An 18752-nucleotide genomic window follows, 5' to 3' on the forward strand; every position below is an offset into this window, starting at 1 on the left:
CCTCGGTACGTGGTGTGAGCATGCAGCTGCTACAGCTTATCCATCGCTTCACCGATTTCCTCGTCGACGAGATCCTTGAAATCGTTGCTGCGCAAATAGACGGCCATCACGTTGTCTTTCTCATAGATGCGCGGATGCACTTGCAGCTGCGGCATCGCCAGCATCTGTGCGTCAAAATCCTTCCGTCCCCGAACCCGCTCCGCCTCGGAATCGAACATGTAGATGGACAGATTGACGACTGAAGCGAGGGAATGGTCGGCCTCCTTGGAGGATGGGTTGTCCGTGACCAGTCCCATCGCATACGTATCAATGCTGTAGGTGTTCGGGTTCACCCGGTCCAGCAAACGAGCATAGATGCCGCCAGGGAATCTGCCGCCTTTGACATGCAAGCTATGCAGCTTTACTCCGGCCTGTCGCATAGACTCGACGACTTGCTCCGATGTCAGCTGCCGGGGTGCAGCCGCTTCAGCTGTACATCCGGTGAGCAGAGCCGCGAGCAGCAGCGCGAGCGCAGTAAGTTTGAACTTCGTCATCGCAAGACACCTCCTACAAAAATATTAGTTTCTTCTCTGACGATAACTCCGCGACTTTAAGGCAGCCTAACTTCTTTTCTCGTCTCATCGGGTGCGACCAGAGCAAGGGAGCCGGATTGTTCCTTCACTTCTTCGCAGATGGTCCATTTGATGCCGAGCCGGGTGGTGGTGCCGTCCGCAGCGATCCACCCCGTTTCCCGCCGTTCACTAGTGACGATGGAGCTAATGGTGGAATAGAAGAAGCCTTTGCCTTTGAGATCTGCCGGATACATGCCCGTCGCCTCCGTATATCTACCTTCCATGAACAAGCCGAGCTCGTCCTTCTTGCCAAGGGGAATAAGCGCTCGCCAAGTGATCACGAAGAAGCCGCCTTTCAATTCGTAGAAAGCAGCCGTGTCGCCTGATACCAAGAAGAAGCGATTCGCTTCACCGGCAGGGAACAAGAACGTTGCGGCGTAGCCTTCTCTCCCTTGTGATGGATACATGGTTGGCAGCTGGGCATAACGGGCGTTCATCGCGCCTTTGGTTTTCACAAACATTCGTGCATCGCTCAATGTACCTGTCGCGAGCAACTCCCGGTCGGACTGGCTTAATGACGATTGAAGCACAATGCTGCCGTTCCCGCGTAAGTCAACGAAATAACCGAGTGAATGGGCGATCATGCGAAGCGGCACATAAACGCGATCCCGCCGAACAATCACTTCCGTATCGAGCGCTACGGTTTGCGGGTCCGGACTCACGTTTCCATATACAGCCGTAGCCGTCTTAGAGCCTGCCTTGAACACAATCGAATCCGACCATTTGCGCACCGAAGCTGTCCGCGACTTGGCATCCCAAGATACGGAAGCGCCAAGCGCGTCTGCGACGACGCGAAGCGGGACAAGCGATCTGCCATTCTCCACAATCGGAGTGAAATCGGTCGAAGACGATACAGTCTGATCGTTCACGATAATATGGCGCGTTGTTGACGCATTGGCGACCGAACTCGCTGCCAGTAAACTTAGCGCGGCTGTGAGGGTAATTATTTTCTTCATGGGAAACCTCCTTTATATAAAGTTCAGACGTCTGGTCAGACGGGAAAGTTACGCATCTTAACTCTTGACACCACCTCGCAAAGTCGTTATGATCACTTGAGGTTAGCTAACTAACGTTCGTTAGGCAAGTGAGCGAGTGGTGTGCACGTTCAGATTACTCTAAGGGAGATTGTGATCCATAATGACGTCGAACCGGATAAAGCAAGCGGCGCTCACGCTATTCGCGGAGTCGGGCTACGAAGGCGTGTCTCTCTCGGAGATTGCGAAGGCGGTTGGCATTAAGACGCCGTCGATCTATGCCCATTTCGAGTCCAAGGAGCAGCTGCTTCTGGAGCTGATCGACGATGCGATTCGAGAGGAACATTCGAAGTTTATGCAGATGCTGGCGGAGACTGCGGATCATCCGCCGATGGACCGTCTGAACGCGGCATTTATCTTTTACACTGATTTGGACCACATTACGCAAGGGCAATCCTTTCTGAAGCGGACGCTGCTCGTTCCGCCACGGCATCTGGAAGAACGGCTTGGGCAGGATTTTATCGCCTATGAGAATCAAGTTTCATCACATCTTACCGAACTGCTAAACCGCTGTGCAACGGCAGATGGCGGCTTACTGCCAGAGTTAGAACAGACCGAGCGTCTGCTGGCGCTATTCTATGCCTTAATAGACGGTCTGCTCGTTGAATATAAATTGTACGATTCGGCGCTATATAGGAAGCGGCAAGCACTCATCTGGGATTGCCTGCGGGAATCGGTGGAGAGGACGACGCCAAAGCTGCGGCCGAGGGCCTAACGCGAAAGGGGAATACAACATCATGGCATGGCTTTTTCTGCTCATTGCAGGCTTGCTTGAAATTTGCTGGGCTTATGGGCTTCAGGCATCGCATGGATTTACGCGGCTCGTACCGAGCGTCGTTACGGTAGCGCTGCTTATTATAAGCTTCATGTTCTTCTCGACGGCGATGCGGAAGATCGAGATCGGTACCGCCTATGCGGTATTCACAGGCATTGGAACGGTCGGCACGGTCATCACCGGCATCCTATTCCTGGATGAACCTGTTGATGTGCTCAAGCTGGTGTTCATCGCGCTGCTCATGAGCGGCATCATCGGACTCAAAATGATCGCTGCTGATCCTGATACAAGCGATCCCGTTCAAGCAAGCGGTGGTTCGAAAGGAGGGAACAGCTAGATGGAATGGTTGTATCTTCTCATATCGGGGCTTGGAGAAGTCGGCGGTGTGACGGGGATTAAGCTGTCGAACGGCTTTAAGAATTGGAAAGGAACGCTGCTCGCGCTTGGTGCGGGCTTCGTCAGCTTCTACTTCTTATCGCGGTCGCTCCAGGGCATTCCGATGAGTACGGCCTATGCTGTATGGACGGGAATTGGCTCGGTTGGCAGCGTCGTGCTCGGGATGACCGTATTCGGCGAATCGAAGGACAAACGCAAACTGCTCTTTATCGGTATGATTATAATCGGTGTGATCGGACTTCGAATTGTCGGCGGAGGGCACTAACTCATAGAAAATATAAAAGCTGAGCGCGGAGCTTATCCGCCTCAGCTTTTTCTCATTTATACCCCTGTATTCACGCCGCTCATCAGCCCGAGCATCTCCTCGGCCGGGTATGCACCCGACAAGGCATAACGATTGTTGAAAATAACGAATGGAACGCCTGTAATCCCAAGCTGCTGAGCCTTCCGCAGGTCAGCATCAACCGCTTCTCCGCCCTCGCCGCTCGCGAGCTGCTTCTCCAGATCAGGTGTATTGACGCCAAGTTGCTCGGCAATGCTCATAATAGCGCTTAATTGTGCAACATCGATGCCTTCCTCGAAGTAAGCGCGGAACAGCTCCTCAACCGCATTGGCGTGATGTTCCTCCGGCAGCAAAGCGACGAATCGGTGCGCCAGCCGAGTGTTCGGCATTCTGCTCACCAAGTCGAAGCGGAATGTGACGCCGACAGCTGCGCCGGCTCTAGTCACTTGATCCATCGCCCGCTTCAAGGACTCCGGACCGCCCATCTTGCGTGTCATTACTTCATCGAATGCACGGCCTTCTTCCGGCAAGTTCGGGTCCAGCTGGTATGCATGGTACGTCACAGTGACGGGCTCGTCGTTCTTCTCTTTCCACAGTTCGATGGCACGGAACAGATTTTGCTTGCCGATGCGGCACCACGGACAGACAATATCGGAGTACAGATCAATATGCATATGGAAACGACAACCTTTCGCCCTTAGTTTGACTGATGATGTAAGTTCAGTTGTTGCTTTGCCGAATACGGACACTGTAAACTTATGCTAATCTCCATGCTAATGCAGTTTACACAATCAAGCAAGGGCGACAAGACCCGTCCTGCTGCAAAATATGAGGTGACAAATCGTGATCGAGATCGGTTTATGCGGCTGGGGCGACCATTCCGAGCTGTACCGCGGAGCCGCCGCAGCCCGTAATAAACTGCCCGCTTATGCGCAGTGGTTCCGCGTTGTCGAAGTGGATAGCAGCTACTATGCGATTGCGTCGCCGCAAACGATGGCGAAGTGGGCAAACGATACGCCGGATGGCTTCCGCTTCGTCATTAAAGCGTATCAAGGCATGACCGGCCATTCGCGAGGCAAAGGCACCCATCCTTACGAGAACGAAGACGCGATGTTTCAAGCATTTCTCGATGCGATCACACCTATTCGCGAAGCGGGCAAACTAATGGCGGTCTTGTTCCAATACCCGCCATGGTTCAACTGCACGCGTGCCAACGTGGACGTGTTGCGGGCGGCGAAGGCGCGCATGGGCGATGTGCCGTGCGCGCTCGAATTCCGCCATCAGAGCTGGTATGCGCCGGAGATGCAGGAGAAGACCATCGCCTTCACGAAGCGGGAAGGCTGGTTCCATACGGTCTGCGATGAGCCGCAGGCTGGCGACGGCTCGATCCCGCTTGTCGAAGCGGCGACGAGCGAGGAGCTGACGCTAGTTCGGCTGCACGGGCGCAATACGAGCGGCTGGGTGTCCGCCGGTCAGCCGAATTGGCGGGACGTGCGCTACTTGTATCGCTACAATGTCGAGGAACTGAGCGAGTGGGTGGAGCGTCTGAATCGCCTCACTGGGCATTCGCGAACCGTATGCGTGCTGTTCAACAACAACTCCGGCGGCGATGCGGCGGACAATGCGCTGCAGCTCATGGCGATGCTGCACCAGCTGCCGCCGCGCGGATCGTTCGAGCTGCCGCCACCGGGCGATGCGGATGCGGAACAGCTCGAGCTGTTCTAGATTATTGAATAGAGCAGCCCCCGGTATCGCAAAATAAGACAGCTGCCGCCGTTGACAGCTGCAACTGTAACTGATATGATTACAGTATGAAGCGGGGTGCTGCTAAAGCATGAACAGCGAATTCACCATTGCCGTACACAGTTTAGTTTACTTGGCTTACTTGCCGGAACGTATGGCGCCAAGCGAGGCCATTGCTGATAATGTTTCAACCAATCCGGCCCGCATACGCAAAGTGATGAGCTGTTTGAAGCGAGGCGGTTATGTCGACACGCGGGAAGGCGCAGGCGGCGGATACCGGCTGACGCTTGATCCAGCTGTTGTCACCCTAGCCGATATTTATCGGCTGATGGCGCAAGGCTCCGTCATTCCGAGCTGGTGCTCGGGAGACCCGGATATGGACTGCGTTGTCGGCTCCAACATGCGGGAAGTGATGGACGGCATTTTCTGCAGGGCGGAGAAGCAGCTTGAGAATTATTTTGGCGGCATAACGATTGCAGGTGTGCTGGGTCAGATCAAGGAATGCAAGCAGTGTCCTTGAGGCATGAGCTTTAGGTGAGTCGGGGTATCCCTTCCCATAGGATTACGAACTTATTTGTAGAGAGGATGAATGAACATGGCAGTAGCATTGACGAAAGACACTTTTAACAAAAGCATCGAGAGCGGCGTAACGCTCGTTGATTTCTGGGCGCCATGGTGCGGCCCTTGCAAAATGCAGCTTCCAATCGTAGAGGAGCTCTCCACTGAGCTTGCTGGTTCCGCAACAATCGCGAAAATCAACGTAGACGAAGAGCCGGAATTGGCTTCCCAATTCGGCGTAATGTCGATCCCTACGCTGATCCTCTTCAAAGATGGACAGCCAGTTGACAAAATGGTTGGCCTGCAATCCAAAGCAGCACTTACAAGCAAAATTCAAGGTCAATTGTAAGATGCGCAGCATGAGCCCTCGCACCAGTGGTGTGGGGGCTTTTTCTTTCTACATACGATCTTCATGCTCATAGGATATAATTAGGAAAACGGTTTCTAAATCTTAAGAAGGCGGGTGCTGCAGATGCAGAACTGGCTAGCTCGTGTGCGAAAAGGGTACGGAAAGAAGCTAACTTCACTCCATTCTTGGAACGGTTATATTGTAGTCATCCTTGCACTGACAGGGCTCGTCTTGTTTCAAGGGATGTGGCGCGGCATTCTGGGCGAGGGCCGGGTCATTATCCGCTATATACATATCGTGGTCGGCATGGCTTCGCTTGTGCCGGTCGTCTTCTACCTGCTGCTTGCGGCGAAGCACTGGAAACAGCTGAAGGGCAAAACAAGCCAGAAGGCCAATGTGCTCATCGTGCTCGGTTTGCTCGTTGGCTGGCTGCTGTCGGGCCTCTTGCTCTGGCAGTTCAGAGCCGTCGGGCCTCGCTGGTCGAATAATGCCCTCTACGTGCATGATGTGCTGACGTGGGTCGGCCTGCCGTACATCATCTATCATTCCATCACACGTCTCAAATGGCTCAAGGAGCCGCATCGCCGTACCGTCAAGACGGGCAACGAGAAGAGGGAGATCCTCCATCCGGCTGCTGGACAGCCGCAAGCGCTCATGTCGCGTCGTGCCTTCATCCGAGCGGCAGTCGGTGTGGGCGTCGCGGTTACAGTCGGGCCTTCTTTTCTGAAATGGATTGGCAACTCGCTGAGTCCCGGTGAGGCAATCGAGAAGATCGCCCGGTCGGACGCGAACAACATGGTTCCTCTGCCTCGGGCGCTTCCGGCTTCATCGCCACCCATTGGCGGGGGCAGCAAAGGGACGTTCCGGATCTATACGGTGACGGAGATTCCGAAGTTTGATAACAACAATTTTTCCTTTATTATCGACGGCTTGGTCGAGAAGCCGATGCGTTGGAATTGGGAACAGTTCGTTGCGCTCAAACGGGAAGTACAGGTGAGTGATTTTCACTGTGTGACGGGCTGGTCGGTCTACAATAATACGTGGGAGGGCATCAAGCTGAAGGATTTTCTGACAATGGCGGGCGTAAAGCCGGGTGCGAAGGCGGTCAAATTATACTCGGGAGACGGCGTTTACACCGATTCGCTGACGCTTGAGCAGGCGAATATGGATGATGTCATGGTTGCTGTTCTGCATGATGGCAAGATCATTCCGAGCGACCTTGGCGGTCCTGTGCGCCTCGTTGTGCCAAAGATGTATACGTACAAATCGGTCAAATGGCTGAATCGCATCGAGCTTATTGACCATGTCCATATCGGGTACTGGGAAGAGCGCGGCTACGATAATGATGCTTGGGTGTAAGCGCTTAGAAACGTATAGAATAACTTTGTCGAATATTGTAGAATATGGATAAACTGTTTCAATGAGGTGACGAGCCGATTGGACTACCTAATTTACTTTATTCTAGATTGTATGGACACATTTGCGGTTACGTTCATTATGTTCTCGATCTTTCAATATCCGATACGGGAGTATTGGAGAGAGATTATGATTATTGCAAGTATTGTTGCAGTGGCTTCGATTGTTGGGAGAGAAATCCTGCATATTGGTGCGGTTTACGATTCTCTGAATCACATCATTTTGCTCATTATTGGATTGCGATTCTTGATGAAAGTGAAGCTGTATCGCTCGGTTCGTATTGTAGGAGTAGGGATGATCAGCTACTTCGCGATTCAAATGAGTATTGTAGCATTAACTACAGTAACCGGGCTTGTCGATGTATACATGTTGAGTTTATCGAATAGCGCAGAATCGGTACTTACTCAGCTTATGTCACAGTCGATCTCATATACAATTGCTTATTGCATTATTGTATTTAATTTAGGAATATCCAAATATATAAGACCGCCGCATGATTTCTATATAGATTCCCATATGACTAGAGAGAAATGGAGAGTTTATTGCGGTACAACCATTGCCCTAATAGCATTATCAATAAGTTTCTACTTGTCGTTCGTACGTTATGAACTTGTTGCCGCATTTATATTGGCCAATATATTGTTCTTAGTTGTAATTATGCTTACATACAGGAGAGACAACGACGTTGAGCGTAATCGTATATCTATCTAATAAAGCTGCGACTGCAATCAAGAATGCCAATCCCGAACAGACCAGTAGTGTCGAAAGGCTAACAGCGCTTCTGGCATTGCAGGTCAATAATTACGGGGTAATTATCGCCACGTTGATTATTGGATTACTTACGGGAAAGCTGCTAGAGACTGCACTTGCGATCGCTGTATTTGTGGTAGTAAGGCTGCTGACAGGTGGTTACCATTTTCGGAATTTAGACATTTGTCTCATTTTGAGTACAACTGTGCTCGCGGCCATTCCGCATATCGAATTAAGCGTATATGGAATCGGTACTATTTCGATACTTTCCATGTTACTAATCAGTGTATTTCCTGCTAAAAAAAAATTATTTCCTATTTCTATAATTTTATTGAATATCTTTCTAGTATCGCCTATTATTGCTTTGGCAATATTTTTCCAATCGCTTTCTTTAATACAACTAAGGAGATGGCATCTATGAAGAGAAAATTGGCTAAGATGGTATCGGATGCGCTAAATGCAACGGTTAGCAGAGACAGTGGGGTTGAAACGCTGAAGATTTTCTATGGCAGTATCGACATTCCAAGTGATAAGAAGCAGAACGACAAAAAGTAGGTGGACCCTATGTCGATCTCGGTATACTGCGTGCGGATGGACCCTGTTGATAATCAGGTGGTTTGCAAGAACCTTGATATCCTGAACGAGGTTTTGTTTATGGGGGTTACCTCAAGACCCGTCAAGAAGGGGGTCAAGGCGCAGCATCCCCCTGGGATCCCGATGTTCGTTACAGCAGAGGCTACTTACTTTCAGCTGCACAGCGTTGAAAGCTACCAGCGAATGCTCCAGCCGTACGGGTTCGATTTGTTCCACAGCTCTTATCTTGTTAATGTCCCTCTGGTTGATCGGATCGAGATTGGGAGATATGGCAATGACGCCTACTTCAAAGGCGGAGGTAATATCCATGTTCCTGTATCGAGACCGAAGACAGATGAATATCGGCACCTTGTCGTTAGAAGACCTTTTCAGCCCGAGTTTGGGCTGTGAGGGTCTTTTTGTTTAGCGGAATGCGTAAAGTCGCAAACGATCACGGCGTATCTACTAGAGCCCTTTTGGGCTCTTTTTTTGTTATAATCTCCCGGAAGTGCGATACAGCGTCGTTATTGCAATAGGGAAAACTAATGTTTGACATTGCCGTTACGGAAAGGTGTACATTTGGTTTGTCGGGAGGTGATGATGGATGGAATATACGGTGCAGAAGCTGGGGAAGCTCGCTGGCATCAGTACGAGGACGCTGCGGTTCTACGATGAGATTGGCATTCTGAAGCCGGCGAGAATGAACACATCGGGATACCGGATTTACGGGCAGGCTGAGGTTGATCGGCTGCAGCATATTTTATTTTACCGCGAGCTTGGGGTTAGTCTGGATCAGATCAAAGCGATGCTCACCGATCCGTCCTTCGACCGAGCGGCGGCGCTGCTTCAGCATCGTCAGCAGCTTCTCGACAGACGAAATCAGCTTGATGCGCTCATTGCCAATGTGGACATGACGATTGCATCGGCCGAAGGGAGAATGGCGATGACGGACAAACAGAAGTTTGAAGGCTTCAAGAAGCAGATGGTCGACGAAAACGAGCAGAAGTACGGCAAGGAAGTGCGCGAGAAGTATGGCGACGATGCCGTGAACAAGTCGAATGAGAAGCTGCAAAATATGACACAAGAACAGTATGACGAAGTGACGCGTTTAGCAAAGGAAGTGCAGGATACGCTTGCGGAGGCATTGAGGCAGGGCGATCCGGCGAGCGAGCTTGCACAGAAGGCAGCTGATCTGCATCGCCAGTGGCTATGCTTCTATTGGGAAAAAGGGAAATACAGCAAGGAAGCTCACGCGAACTTGGCGCAAATGTACGTGGACGACGAGCTTTTCCGAGCTTACTATGATGTGAACCAGCCGGGTACGGCGGAGTTTCTGCGCGATGCGATTCACATCTATACGGGTGCGAAGCAATAATGAAGAAGAGGTGACCGATAGTGGTCACCTCTTCTTGTTGGGAAACCCACATAAGTGCATATATCCACCTATTTTGCTGGAGTTGGCCCATTAGCGGTGAAGTAAATGCATATATCCACTTATTTGAAGCGTTTTTCTCTATAATGAGCAGAATTCTCGGCAAATAAGTGGACTTTAGCACTTATTTCATGAGTCGGCCGCTGTCAGCAGAGAATAAGTGGATGATTGCATTTATGCAGCTAATAGGACGTTCAGCTTCCGCGAATTAAATAACGAACGGCTATTTGTCGGTCTTCTTCTTCACATTGCTGTAGTTGGTAACGGACTTGGCATCCTCAATCGTATCATTGACGAAGGCCATGTCCTGATTTTTGGCGTGCATCGCAGTCGTGCCTTTATAATTGCCTTTGTGCTTACTGTTCTCCAAGAACGCTCACCTCCGGGGGATGTGCCCTGCGAACGTAGTATGTTCGGATTTTGGGGAGGGCATGCAGGCGCCGGCTAATGGCTGAAAATGTTAACTCGCACACTGGGAATGAGCGGATTCACCTTTTTTATTTAAGTGGCTTCATGTATAATGTCCTGAGATTGTTATTACGGAACAGGGGTGTCTTCCTTCATGGCTTTGAAAGCTGGAATCGTCGGCTTGCCGAACGTGGGCAAATCGACTTTATTTAATGCAATTACTCAGGCAGGCGCGGAGTCTGCGAACTATCCGTTCTGCACGATTGACCCGAACGTAGGCGTTGTAGAAGTGCCGGATACGCGTTTGGATAAATTGACAGAGCTTGTTGTGCCGAACAAAACAGTGCCGACTGCATTCGAATTTATTGATATCGCAGGTATCGTAAAAGGCGCGAGCAAGGGCGAAGGACTCGGCAACAAGTTCCTCGCGCACATCCGTGAAGTGGATGCAATCGTACACGTTGTACGCTGCTTCCAGGACGACAACATTACGCACGTATCCGGTAAAGTGGATCCGATCGGCGACATCAACACGATCAACCTGGAGCTGATCCTTGCGGATATTGACTCCGTTGACCGTAAGATCGAGCGTTCCCGCAAAAACCTTAAGGGCGGCGACAAGAAAGTCGTGCAAGAGGTGGAAACGCTGGAGAAAGTGAAAGAGGCGCTTTACAACGATATGCCAGCGCGCAGCATTGATCTTACCGATGATGAAAAGGCGCTTATTCGCGACCTGCACCTGCTGACAATGAAGCCAGTACTGTATGCGGCGAACGTGAGCGAAGGCGAAGCGGCAAATTCCGATGGCAACAGCTATGTGGAATTGGTTCGTGAATTCGCGAAGGCAGAAGGCGCGGAAGTGGTGCCAATCAGCGCGAAGGTGGAATCCGAGATCGCTGAGCTTGAAGGCGAGGACAAAGAGATGTTCCTCGAAGAGCTCGGTCTAGCGGAATCCGGTCTGAACCGTCTGATCCGTGCAGCTTACAAGCTGCTTGGTCTGTACACGTACTTCACAGCAGGCGTGCAAGAAGTTCGCGCTTGGACGATCCGCAAAGGAATGAAAGCTCCGCAAGCGGCAGGCGTTATCCACACCGACTTCGAGCGCGGCTTCATTCGTGCAGAGGTTGTATCGTATGACGATTTGATCGCGGCAGGCTCGATGAACGCGGCGAAGGAGAAAGGCCAGCTTCGTCTTGAAGGCAAGGAATATGTGGTGCAAGACGGCGACGTTATGCACTTCCGTTTCAACGTATAGATGTGTTTGCTCAGCAGGGCCCGGATGTCCGGGTCCTTTTGCTGTGCGCAGCGAACAAAGCTTCACCAAATCATCCATAATTGTCACGTTTATGGTTTCATGCGCGTTATGCTATACTAAAGAGACGATTATTAGATTTATTCTAACTTACAGAGGTGAATGACAGTGTTGGACCGTTTACAAGCACTCGCGGACCGGTATGAGAAATTGAGCGAGCTGTTGTGTGATCCTGACGTATCAAGCGACCCGAAGCGTCTGCGCGACTTCTCCAAGGAGCAGTCGGATTTGCAGGCTCCTTATGAAGCATACACAGAATACAAGCAAGTATCTGAGCAGCTTGACGATGCGAAAGTGATGCAAGGCGAGAAGCTCGACGATGAAATGCGCGAAATGGTGAAGATGGAAATCGATGAACTGAGCACGCGCAAGGAAGAGCTGGAAGCGCACATTCAATTCCTGCTGCTGCCGAAGGACCCGAACGACGACAAGAACGTAATTGTCGAGATTCGCGGAGCGGCTGGCGGCGACGAAGCGGCATTGTTCGCATCAGACTTGTACCGCATGTACATGAAGTATGCGGATACGCAAGGCTGGAGAGTTGAATTGATGGAAGCGAGCGAGAGCGATCTTGGCGGCTTCAAAGAGGTTATCTTCATGGTGACGGGCAAAGGCGCGTACAGCAAGCTGAAGTTCGAGAGCGGCGCGCACCGTGTACAGCGTATTCCTGTAACAGAATCGGGCGGACGTATTCATACGTCGACGTCGACGGTTGCGGTTATGCCTGAGGTTGAAGAGGTTGAGGTGGAAATCCTCGACAAAGATATTCGTGTGGATACGTATTGCTCCAGCGGCGCTGGCGGTCAGTCCGTTAATACGACGAAGTCTGCCGTTCGCGTGCTTCATGTGCCGACAGGCATAATGGCGCAGTGCCAAGACGGCAAATCGCAGAACGAGAACAAGGCGAAGGCGCTGCAAGTCCTTCGTGCGCGTATCTCCGATCTGCACCGTCAAGAGGAAGAAGCGAAGTATGCCGGCGAACGTAAGAGTAAAGTCGGTACGGGCGACCGCTCTGAGCGGATTCGGACGTACAACTATCCGCAGAGCCGTGTAACGGATCATCGGATCGGCCTTACGCTGCACAAGCTGGATTCCGTGCTCAACGGGGACATGGAAGAGATCATTAACGCACTGACATTGACCGCTCAGACGGAATTGATGGAGCGCGAGAATCTCGCATAATTAAGGTGAATGGAACGGGAGCTGCTTGTGGCGCTCCCGTTTTTTTGTCATAGAAGAACGAACGGAAGGGACGATAAGGATGGCGGAGCAAAAAGATCGCGAAGCGGAAGAGGTCGCTTTGCAGAAGCAAGCAGCTGATAGCGCTGGCGATGATGGCATGGTAGAGCTGGATGCAGATGGGGTTGGCTTTTCTCTGCTCGTGCCCATGACAATCGCAGATGTAAGCTTGAAGGGGACAGCGCTGCTGAAGGAACGCGGCATTATGGAGCCGCGTAACAACGCGGAGCTGTTGCTGCTGCATGTGCTCGGGCTATCTCGCACGGAACTGCTGCGTGATTGGCGAGAGCTGTTCCCGCCGCAGCATTACAAGCGGTGGAGGGAGCTGCTCGCGCGCAAAGCCGCAGGTGAGCCGGTGCAGTATTTGATCGGCGAGCAGTGGTTCTACGGCTTGCCGTTCACCGTGACGCCGGCCGTGCTTATTCCACGGCCGGAGACTGAGCTGCTCGTCGAGGCCGTGCTCGAGGCCGCGGACAAGCTGTGGCCGCAGGCGCGCGGCGAAGCCGGCGCTGGCGGCGGGGCTGTCGATGTGCCGACAGTGGTCGACGTCGGCACGGGCAGCGGCGCCATTGGCGTGACGCTGGCTGCGCTGCGTCCGCAGTGGCGCGTTTGCGCGTCCGATCTGTCGCCGGACGCGCTCGCTGTCGCCCGCACGAACGCGGAGCGTCATGTGCCAGCTTCGCAGCGCATGACGTTCGTGCAGGGCGACCTGCTCGGGCCGTTCGCGCTGCCAACGGCGCCCTTGCCCGGCGCCGAAGCGCAAGCCGGTGGCGTAGCCGGCCTGCGCATCGACGTGCTCGTCTCGAACCCGCCGTACATCCCGGCGGGGGACATTGCCGGCCTTCAGCCGGAGGTGCGCGATCACGAGCCGCGCCTCGCGCTCGATGGCGGCGATGACGGCTTGACGCCGTATCGGCGCATGGCCGGGCAGCTCGCGGAGCTGTCCGCGATGCCGCGCATCGTCGGCTTTGAGCTTGGCATGGGCCAAGCGGAAGCCGTCGCGGAGCTGCTTCGCGGCATCGGCGCGTGGCGCGAGGTGCGCATCATCAACGACTACGCCGGCATCGGCCGGCATGTGCTGGCAGTGGAATAGCAGATGCATAACGATAGAAGGCACTCGCGGATGCGAGTGCCTTTTTAAGCTATCCCTTCTTTAAATTCCCTTCATGCTGCACATACACGCTGACGTCGATTTTAGCTAACGAATCCGCATCCAGCTCGACGTTATTCCAATTCGGGTACTTCTTCTGAAACAGCTTGCTCTTGAAGCTGTATAAATCTACGCCCAGCTGCAGTCCTGCCAGATAGCTCCTCCTAATCTCGCTCGCGATTTGCTTCTCTGCTTCTTCGGCAATCATCCGCTCGCTGGCCTTTGGATCGGTAAGTTCCACATTGTTTCCGGCTGCTTTCACTTTAATCCTAAAAACGGGGCTGCCGCCACGCTGTTCATATGTAATCTTATGTTTGACGGAGTCAATGGACAGGCTGGCGTACTTCGTTTCAACAGGCGTTCGCTTCGTTTGGTTGTCCATCCATCGCAGACCAACCAGTTGCTTCTTGTTTAAACCGCCTTTGAACGTTTTCTCGGAAATCACGAACATGCCGCTTAGTTTCAGCTTGGGATCAGGCTTCGTTTCGGTCTGCCAAGCGGTTCTATCGAGCGCGAGAATGGGGATGAGCGTCGTTCGCCCAGGCTCGTTCAGATTGACTTGATATTCCAAGGCGATAATAGGCCTAAACATCGATCGTTGGCGGTAGGAGTCCTCCGGCTCGTTATTGATGTTCATCATAGGGGACATGTTGAAGAAGGCTTGGGCTTTGAGAATGTCTTCAATTGGCTCCTGCGTCCCGAACACCCATGGGGTATAGCGGTTCTCCCGGTATCTCTTCAGCGTATCGAAGTATTCCGTGCCTCCGGCCTGCAGCGCGCTCGCGGTAAACACGTAACAGCGCACATTGCTCCAATAGACTCTACGCTGTGAGGTTTCGACAATGGATGCTAATGCGGCACCCATTGTTTTTCCGGTTGACTTGCCGATGGAGACCTTAGGTCCGCTGCCTGTGCCGCTTTCGGTTTTGGCGACGTAGCTGAAGTTGGCGATTTGAACATAAGCTTCGTACTGGGCGTTCTTGTAATCGACTCCGATCGCAATCGGATAAATCAGATTTTGCATCGTCTTCATGTCCCAGCAACCGCTCAAGAGCAGCAGGCACGAGAGCATGGAGAGCAGCGTGGATATTCGCAGCAATCTTGTTCGCATACTCACCCTCCTTGCTTGGATGTATCTGTCGGGCGCAGTGAGCGGGGTCTTCGTTTCTTCGACTTGAAGGGACGATTCGCCAGCGCTACGAGCGCGGATTTGAGACGAATGTCGTCCAGCGGCGCCCAATAGGAGGTGCCGAAGGAGGTCAATGTGCATGTGTAGGCTAGAACAGATAGAACGCCTATGCAAAATCCGTATATGCCAAGACAAGAGGAAATGAGCAAAATATAGATGCGCACGATCGTGACGGTTCCTGTTAGCGATTGATTGACGAGCGAGAAGGAAGCGACGGCTGTAACGGCAATGACCATCAGCAGTGCCGGAGAGGCAAGACCGGATCTGATCGCGGCATCGCCGATAATGAGTCCGCCTACGACCGTCACCGTTTGGCCAACCGCTTTGGGTAGGCGGACGCCGGCTTCACGGAAGAGCTCGAACAATCCCATCATGAACAGCGCTTCAATCGGCGCGGGGAAGGGAATCCCTGCACGAGCGACAGAGATGGTGGTCAACAAATAGAACGGGATTTGATCAATGTTGTAGCAAGTAAAAGCAATATAGAGGCCTGGCAATGTCATGGCGACGATCAGTCCGACGAGCCGGAGCAAGCGCTGCATGAACGTATAGGAATATGGAAAATGGACGTCCTCGGGCGATTTCAACTGCTCCGTGAGACTCGATGGAGCGATTACGGCAATCGGAAACCCATCCGCCATAATAACGAACCTGCCGCGCAGCAGCGCCTCGACAGCAAAATCAGGCCGGCCGATGTAATCGATGAGCGGAAAGATGGAGTCGCTGGAATCGCTTAAATATTCCTCGAGCTGCCCGCTGCCTACAAGTGAATCGACATCTATTCTACGGATTCTGTCGCGCGCTTCTTCCACGAAGGGAGGATGAATCACATCCTGGATATAGAGCAGCCCAAGCCCGGTCCTCCCGCGTTTGCCGATGGTAAAATGCTCGTAACGGAGCGAGTCGGTTTTGAGCCGCTTGCGGATCAAGGCGACATTCGTTGATAGCTCTTCTGTAAACCCATCCCGCGGTCCACGGATCGAGGCTTCGCTTGCAGACTCCTCAGGAGATCGGCTGGGCGGACTTGCGATGTCGGATTCGTAGGCGACCGTGCCGGTACCTGAGATGAATAAGAAGACGGCATAACCGGAAAATACCGATTGTGCCAGCTGCCCGAGCTCCTCGTTCTCTGCCAGAAGAGGGATTTCCTCGTTCTCGATCATATCAGCCAATCGCGGCAGCACATGTGAAGAAAGCTGCTTATGATCCGCCATCCCGTCGCAGTATACGGTCAATGCGCTGCCGTGTTTCTCGATCTTAACATCGTAGCAGCCTTTGAATAATGCACGTATATCTGCTTCCCCGGCGTCTTTAATTTTCATGAGATCACTCGTTTCTTCGTTGTCAGTTGGGCAATGACGGTCCAGCATAAGATGGAGATCGCGGATAACGGGTAGAAATAATTGCGCAGAAGGCTGAAGGCTTCGTCTCCGATGTGAATCTCCATGCCGAAGAGTAGCAGTGCAGCTAGCGTCAAGCTCCCTATCCGCTGATGCAGGCTCTTCGTGAAGAAGAGGTTCAGGATGATCCACAATGATAATGCGACCAGGACGATGTCCATCGACGTCCATTGAAACATGGCGAAGAAGTCCACGTGCTCGACGAAGCTGCTAATGCGGACAAGCCGCCACTGCATATAATTCGGGTAACGTTGTTTCACCGCTTCGTAAGGGCCGAACGTCGTCAGAATCGATATGGTGGTGTAGAGAAGAAGAATGGAAACAAACAAGATCGAAGCGACGAGATGCTTGAACTTCAACCGTCCCTCCATTTGAGGGAAGATGAGCAGCAAGACAAAGCCATCGATGCCACAGCGAAAAGGGATGAGCGCGCCATGCAAGATCGGCTGCCAGCCTTCGCTGAACCATGGCAACAGCAAGTCGAAATGCTTGAAATGGATGGTGAAAACCGATTGCAGCAGAAACATGAATACAATGACAGGCGTCAATAGGGTGATCATAATCGCAAGAGGTTTGATCCCTTTGAGGGACAAATAAACGCATAATAACAAAGCTGGCAGCGCGATGGCCCAAACCGGAGTAGAGGGGAGGATCATCGTTTTAATAAAAGTGATGTAACTTCTGAAGATGATGAAGGCTTCGACTACTAAATACAGGAGAATCCATCCTTTTACGATGCCGGCTGCCCAGGAGCCGACTTTGGATTTCAACGTATCCAGAAAGGATTGCCCCGGTTCTTGTTTGTTTAGGATCGTGAAGAGCCATAGGGAATAACACCAATAGGCGATTAATCCGATCGAACAGCTGATCACGGCATCTCGCTTCGCAATCTCGGGGAGCAAAGTGAAAGCGGTCATTTGCGCGAGTGTGATGATCGCATTAATGTTGAGCAGACTAGCCTGCAGGCTGCTTATTTTGGGATTGGAAAATTGCGACAAAAGTATTCACCTCACGTCGTAGGATTTCCAATTTCCCCCTGGCTATTCTTGTCCGATTCGAGTCGCGCAGGATTGGAAACTATTAAGAGATTACAAGGTTTAGAGAGTCTCTGCTAGGGACATAATGGGGATATAAACGTTCCGGAACGAGAAGCCGCTGCACCGACGGGTGCCACAAAGGAGCTTATCGTTATGATCCGCACTTATTCCCGTTTTCCTTATCGTCCTGCTTACGGTTATGTTCTTCTTCTGGCAGCGCTGCTGCTTATGAGCTGGGAAAGCCAGCGCGCTGACGCGGCCATTGCCGGCGGCAGCATTCCAGCGGAATCGATCCGCTTGCGTATTCTTGCAAACTCTGATTCCGCGATGGATCAGCTTGTGAAACGCGAGGTGCGTGATGCGGTTGTCGCGCAAATGAACACATGGGTCACTGGTCCGCAAACGATTGAAGAAGCGCGTCTTACGATTCGCTCGCACATGCATGACATCGAGGCGATTGTAGGGGAGACATTGAACTCGCGTGGTTTTCACTATGGATACAAGGCGGAGCTCGGCATGGTGCCGTTTCCAACTAAAATATACGGAACTGAAGTTTATCCAGCTGGCAACTATGAGGCGCTTCGCATTACGCTCGGCGCAGGTGCAGGTCAGAACTGGTGGTGCGTGCTGTTCCCGCCGCTCTGCTTCGTGGATGCAGTGAGTGGTGAGTCCTCGACGCCGGCAACCGCGGCAGTGGCGACAAACGTGGCGAAGACGACTGTGAAAGACGCAGAAGGCAGCGGCAATGCAGACACAGCGGCGAAAGTTCAAGATTCAGCATCCAACTCGGATTCAAGCGGCAGCAACGGCGGGGTCGCGCAAAATGCCGATGCTCCAGCTAAACAACCGGAAGTTCGCTTCTTCCTGTGGGACGTCATCAAATCTATTATTAGCTTCTTCCACCATCTGTTCAGCTAGTAGCTGCTTGTTCAATAGAAAAAGCTCATCCGCATTTGGGGACTGACCCCGTAGCGTGAGACAAATTAAAACACCTTCAAGTGAAAGGCCCCATGTCGTAAGATGTGGAGGACAACTTGGAGGTGTTTTTGCGTTGGCAACAAGAGTTAGCTATCCCGTTGAAGTGAAAATGAAAGCAA

23 protein-coding genes are annotated in these 18752 nt (G+C 52.3%); 16 read left to right on the plus strand and 7 right to left on the minus strand.

What is annotated here, in order from left to right:
- Nucleotides 1-29: 29 nt before the first annotated feature.
- Both AC0LWF_RS24465 and AC0LWF_RS24470 read right to left on the minus strand, forming a co-directional pair.
- Entirely contained in the window at nt 30-533 is a 504-nt protein-coding gene (locus tag AC0LWF_RS24465) for a hypothetical protein (protein ID WP_474654148.1), read from the minus strand.
- A gap of 56 nt (nt 534-589) precedes the next feature.
- Complete coding sequence (locus tag AC0LWF_RS24470; protein ID WP_474654149.1) at nt 590-1567, minus strand: copper amine oxidase N-terminal domain-containing protein; 978 nt, start codon at nt 1565-1567, stop codon at nt 590-592.
- A gap of 181 nt (nt 1568-1748) precedes the next feature.
- Here AC0LWF_RS24470 and AC0LWF_RS24475 point away from each other — a divergent pair, with 181 nt between their 5' ends.
- From AC0LWF_RS24475 to AC0LWF_RS24485, 3 genes are read left to right on the plus strand one after another with little or no spacing between them, the layout of a single operon-like run.
- Entirely contained in the window at nt 1749-2360 is a 612-nt protein-coding gene (locus AC0LWF_RS24475) for a TetR/AcrR family transcriptional regulator (protein WP_474654150.1), read from the plus strand.
- A gap of 22 nt (nt 2361-2382) precedes the next feature.
- Entirely contained in the window at nt 2383-2757 is a 375-nt protein-coding gene (locus tag AC0LWF_RS24480; protein ID WP_474654151.1) for a DMT family transporter, read from the plus strand.
- Entirely contained in the window at nt 2758-3081 is a 324-nt protein-coding gene (locus AC0LWF_RS24485) for a DMT family transporter (protein ID WP_474654152.1), read from the plus strand.
- 56 nt (nt 3082-3137) lie between these two features.
- Here AC0LWF_RS24485 and AC0LWF_RS24490 read toward each other — a convergent pair whose 3' ends face one another.
- The gene (locus AC0LWF_RS24490; RefSeq protein WP_474654153.1) at nt 3138-3773 is read right to left on the minus strand and encodes a DsbA family oxidoreductase; all 636 of its coding nucleotides are present in this window, start codon (nt 3771-3773) and stop codon (nt 3138-3140) included.
- A gap of 169 nt (nt 3774-3942) precedes the next feature.
- Here AC0LWF_RS24490 and AC0LWF_RS24495 point away from each other — a divergent pair, with 169 nt between their 5' ends.
- The 9 genes from AC0LWF_RS24495 to AC0LWF_RS24535 all read left to right on the plus strand — a co-directional run bounded on the left by AC0LWF_RS24495 (nt 3943) and on the right by AC0LWF_RS24535 (nt 9863).
- On the plus strand, nt 3943-4824 hold the full coding sequence (locus tag AC0LWF_RS24495; protein WP_474654154.1) for a DUF72 domain-containing protein: 882 nt from the start codon (nt 3943-3945) through the stop codon (nt 4822-4824).
- A 109-nt stretch (nt 4825-4933) separates the two neighbouring features.
- Complete coding sequence (locus AC0LWF_RS24500; RefSeq protein ID WP_116188161.1) at nt 4934-5362, plus strand: RrF2 family transcriptional regulator; 429 nt, start codon at nt 4934-4936, stop codon at nt 5360-5362.
- A gap of 75 nt (nt 5363-5437) precedes the next feature.
- The gene (trxA, locus tag AC0LWF_RS24505; RefSeq protein WP_474654155.1) at nt 5438-5749 is read left to right on the plus strand and encodes a thioredoxin; all 312 of its coding nucleotides are present in this window, start codon (nt 5438-5440) and stop codon (nt 5747-5749) included.
- 123 nt (nt 5750-5872) lie between these two features.
- The gene (locus tag AC0LWF_RS24510) at nt 5873-7108 is read left to right on the plus strand and encodes a molybdopterin-dependent oxidoreductase (RefSeq protein WP_474654156.1); all 1236 of its coding nucleotides are present in this window, start codon (nt 5873-5875) and stop codon (nt 7106-7108) included.
- A 186-nt stretch (nt 7109-7294) separates the two neighbouring features.
- Nucleotides 7295-7876 carry a hypothetical protein gene (locus AC0LWF_RS24515; RefSeq protein ID WP_474654157.1) on the plus strand — a complete coding sequence of 194 codons (582 nt, stop codon included), beginning with the start codon at nt 7295-7297 and terminating at the stop codon, nt 7874-7876.
- Nucleotides 7851-8336: an accessory gene regulator B family protein gene (locus AC0LWF_RS24520; protein ID WP_474654158.1), complete on the plus strand. Its 486-nt coding sequence runs from the start codon at nt 7851-7853 to the stop codon at nt 8334-8336. Before AC0LWF_RS24515 ends, AC0LWF_RS24520 begins: the two co-directional genes overlap by 26 nt.
- A complete protein-coding gene (locus tag AC0LWF_RS24525) occupies nt 8333-8470 on the plus strand; it encodes a hypothetical protein (protein WP_474654159.1) in 138 nt (45 codons plus the stop codon). Before AC0LWF_RS24520 ends, AC0LWF_RS24525 begins: the two co-directional genes overlap by 4 nt.
- A 9-nt stretch (nt 8471-8479) precedes the next feature.
- The gene (locus AC0LWF_RS24530; protein WP_474654160.1) at nt 8480-8899 is read left to right on the plus strand and encodes a hypothetical protein; all 420 of its coding nucleotides are present in this window, start codon (nt 8480-8482) and stop codon (nt 8897-8899) included.
- Nucleotides 8900-9092: 193 nt separating this feature from the next.
- Nucleotides 9093-9863 (plus strand): MerR family transcriptional regulator, encoded by a 771-nt coding sequence (locus AC0LWF_RS24535; protein ID WP_474654161.1) that lies wholly within the window; start codon nt 9093-9095, stop codon nt 9861-9863.
- Between the two features lie 280 nt (nt 9864-10143).
- Here AC0LWF_RS24535 and AC0LWF_RS24540 read toward each other — a convergent pair whose 3' ends face one another.
- Nucleotides 10144-10290, minus strand: a complete 147-nt coding sequence (locus AC0LWF_RS24540; RefSeq protein ID WP_474654162.1) for a hypothetical protein — start codon at nt 10288-10290, stop codon at nt 10144-10146.
- Between the two features lie 192 nt (nt 10291-10482).
- On the opposite strand from AC0LWF_RS24540, the gene ychF reads away from it, so the two are divergent.
- The 3 genes from ychF (at nt 10483) to prmC (ending at nt 13972) form a co-directional block, all read left to right on the plus strand.
- Nucleotides 10483-11583 (plus strand): redox-regulated ATPase YchF, encoded by a 1101-nt coding sequence (gene ychF, locus AC0LWF_RS24545; RefSeq protein ID WP_474654163.1) that lies wholly within the window; start codon nt 10483-10485, stop codon nt 11581-11583.
- Nucleotides 11584-11748: 165 nt separating this feature from the next.
- Nucleotides 11749-12822, plus strand: coding sequence for a peptide chain release factor 1 (gene prfA / locus AC0LWF_RS24550; protein WP_474654164.1), 1074 nt, complete (start codon nt 11749-11751; stop codon nt 12820-12822).
- 157 nt (nt 12823-12979) lie between these two features.
- Entirely contained in the window at nt 12980-13972 is a 993-nt protein-coding gene (gene prmC, locus AC0LWF_RS24555) for a peptide chain release factor N(5)-glutamine methyltransferase (RefSeq protein ID WP_488656660.1), read from the plus strand.
- Nucleotides 13973-14021: 49 nt separating this feature from the next.
- Here the strand turns inward: prmC and AC0LWF_RS24560 are convergent, their stop codons facing one another.
- From AC0LWF_RS24560 to AC0LWF_RS24570, 3 genes are read right to left on the minus strand one after another with little or no spacing between them, the layout of a single operon-like run.
- Complete coding sequence (locus AC0LWF_RS24560) at nt 14022-15140, minus strand: Ger(x)C family spore germination protein (RefSeq protein ID WP_474654165.1); 1119 nt, start codon at nt 15138-15140, stop codon at nt 14022-14024.
- A gap of 2 nt (nt 15141-15142) precedes the next feature.
- A complete protein-coding gene (locus tag AC0LWF_RS24565; protein ID WP_474654166.1) occupies nt 15143-16540 on the minus strand; it encodes a spore germination protein in 1398 nt (465 codons plus the stop codon).
- On the minus strand, nt 16537-17616 hold the full coding sequence (locus AC0LWF_RS24570; RefSeq protein ID WP_474654167.1) for a GerAB/ArcD/ProY family transporter: 1080 nt from the start codon (nt 17614-17616) through the stop codon (nt 16537-16539). Before AC0LWF_RS24570 ends, AC0LWF_RS24565 begins: the two co-directional genes overlap by 4 nt.
- 192 nt (nt 17617-17808) lie before the next feature.
- On the opposite strand from AC0LWF_RS24570, the gene spoIIR reads away from it, so the two are divergent.
- On the plus strand, nt 17809-18573 hold the full coding sequence (spoIIR, locus tag AC0LWF_RS24575) for a stage II sporulation protein R (RefSeq protein ID WP_474654168.1): 765 nt from the start codon (nt 17809-17811) through the stop codon (nt 18571-18573).
- Nucleotides 18574-18752 lie beyond the last annotated feature (179 nt).

It is taken from the genome of Paenibacillus sp. sgz302114 (assembly GCF_056120345.1).

Excerpts from the sequence above, each read along its gene's own strand:
- AC0LWF_RS24480 (WP_474654151.1), top strand. The coding sequence starts at position 2,383 with ATGGCATGGCTTTTTCTGCTCATTGCAGGCTTGCTTGAAATTTGCTGG.
- AC0LWF_RS24560 (WP_474654165.1), bottom strand. The coding sequence starts at position 15,140 with ATGCGAACAAGATTGCTGCGAATATCCACGCTGCTCTCCATGCTCTCG.
- AC0LWF_RS24485 (WP_474654152.1), top strand. The coding sequence starts at position 2,758 with ATGGAATGGTTGTATCTTCTCATATCGGGGCTTGGAGAAGTCGGCGGT.
- AC0LWF_RS24490 (WP_474654153.1), bottom strand. The coding sequence starts at position 3,773 with ATGCATATTGATCTGTACTCCGATATTGTCTGTCCGTGGTGCCGCATC.
- AC0LWF_RS24515 (WP_474654157.1), top strand. The coding sequence starts at position 7,295 with ATGATTATTGCAAGTATTGTTGCAGTGGCTTCGATTGTTGGGAGAGAA.
- AC0LWF_RS24475 (WP_474654150.1), top strand. The coding sequence starts at position 1,749 with ATGACGTCGAACCGGATAAAGCAAGCGGCGCTCACGCTATTCGCGGAG.
- ychF (WP_474654163.1), top strand. The coding sequence starts at position 10,483 with ATGGCTTTGAAAGCTGGAATCGTCGGCTTGCCGAACGTGGGCAAATCG.
- AC0LWF_RS24565 (WP_474654166.1), bottom strand. The coding sequence starts at position 16,540 with ATGAAAATTAAAGACGCCGGGGAAGCAGATATACGTGCATTATTCAAA.
- AC0LWF_RS24470 (WP_474654149.1), bottom strand. The coding sequence starts at position 1,567 with ATGAAGAAAATAATTACCCTCACAGCCGCGCTAAGTTTACTGGCAGCG.
- trxA (WP_474654155.1), top strand. The coding sequence starts at position 5,438 with ATGGCAGTAGCATTGACGAAAGACACTTTTAACAAAAGCATCGAGAGC.
- AC0LWF_RS24535 (WP_474654161.1), top strand. The coding sequence starts at position 9,093 with ATGGAATATACGGTGCAGAAGCTGGGGAAGCTCGCTGGCATCAGTACG.
- prmC (WP_488656660.1), top strand. The coding sequence starts at position 12,980 with ATGGTAGAGCTGGATGCAGATGGGGTTGGCTTTTCTCTGCTCGTGCCC.
- AC0LWF_RS24530 (WP_474654160.1), top strand. The coding sequence starts at position 8,480 with ATGTCGATCTCGGTATACTGCGTGCGGATGGACCCTGTTGATAATCAG.
- AC0LWF_RS24525 (WP_474654159.1), top strand. The coding sequence starts at position 8,333 with ATGAAGAGAAAATTGGCTAAGATGGTATCGGATGCGCTAAATGCAACG.
- AC0LWF_RS24500 (WP_116188161.1), top strand. The coding sequence starts at position 4,934 with ATGAACAGCGAATTCACCATTGCCGTACACAGTTTAGTTTACTTGGCT.
- AC0LWF_RS24465 (WP_474654148.1), bottom strand. The coding sequence starts at position 533 with ATGACGAAGTTCAAACTTACTGCGCTCGCGCTGCTGCTCGCGGCTCTG.
- AC0LWF_RS24510 (WP_474654156.1), top strand. The coding sequence starts at position 5,873 with ATGCAGAACTGGCTAGCTCGTGTGCGAAAAGGGTACGGAAAGAAGCTA.
- spoIIR (WP_474654168.1), top strand. The coding sequence starts at position 17,809 with ATGATCCGCACTTATTCCCGTTTTCCTTATCGTCCTGCTTACGGTTAT.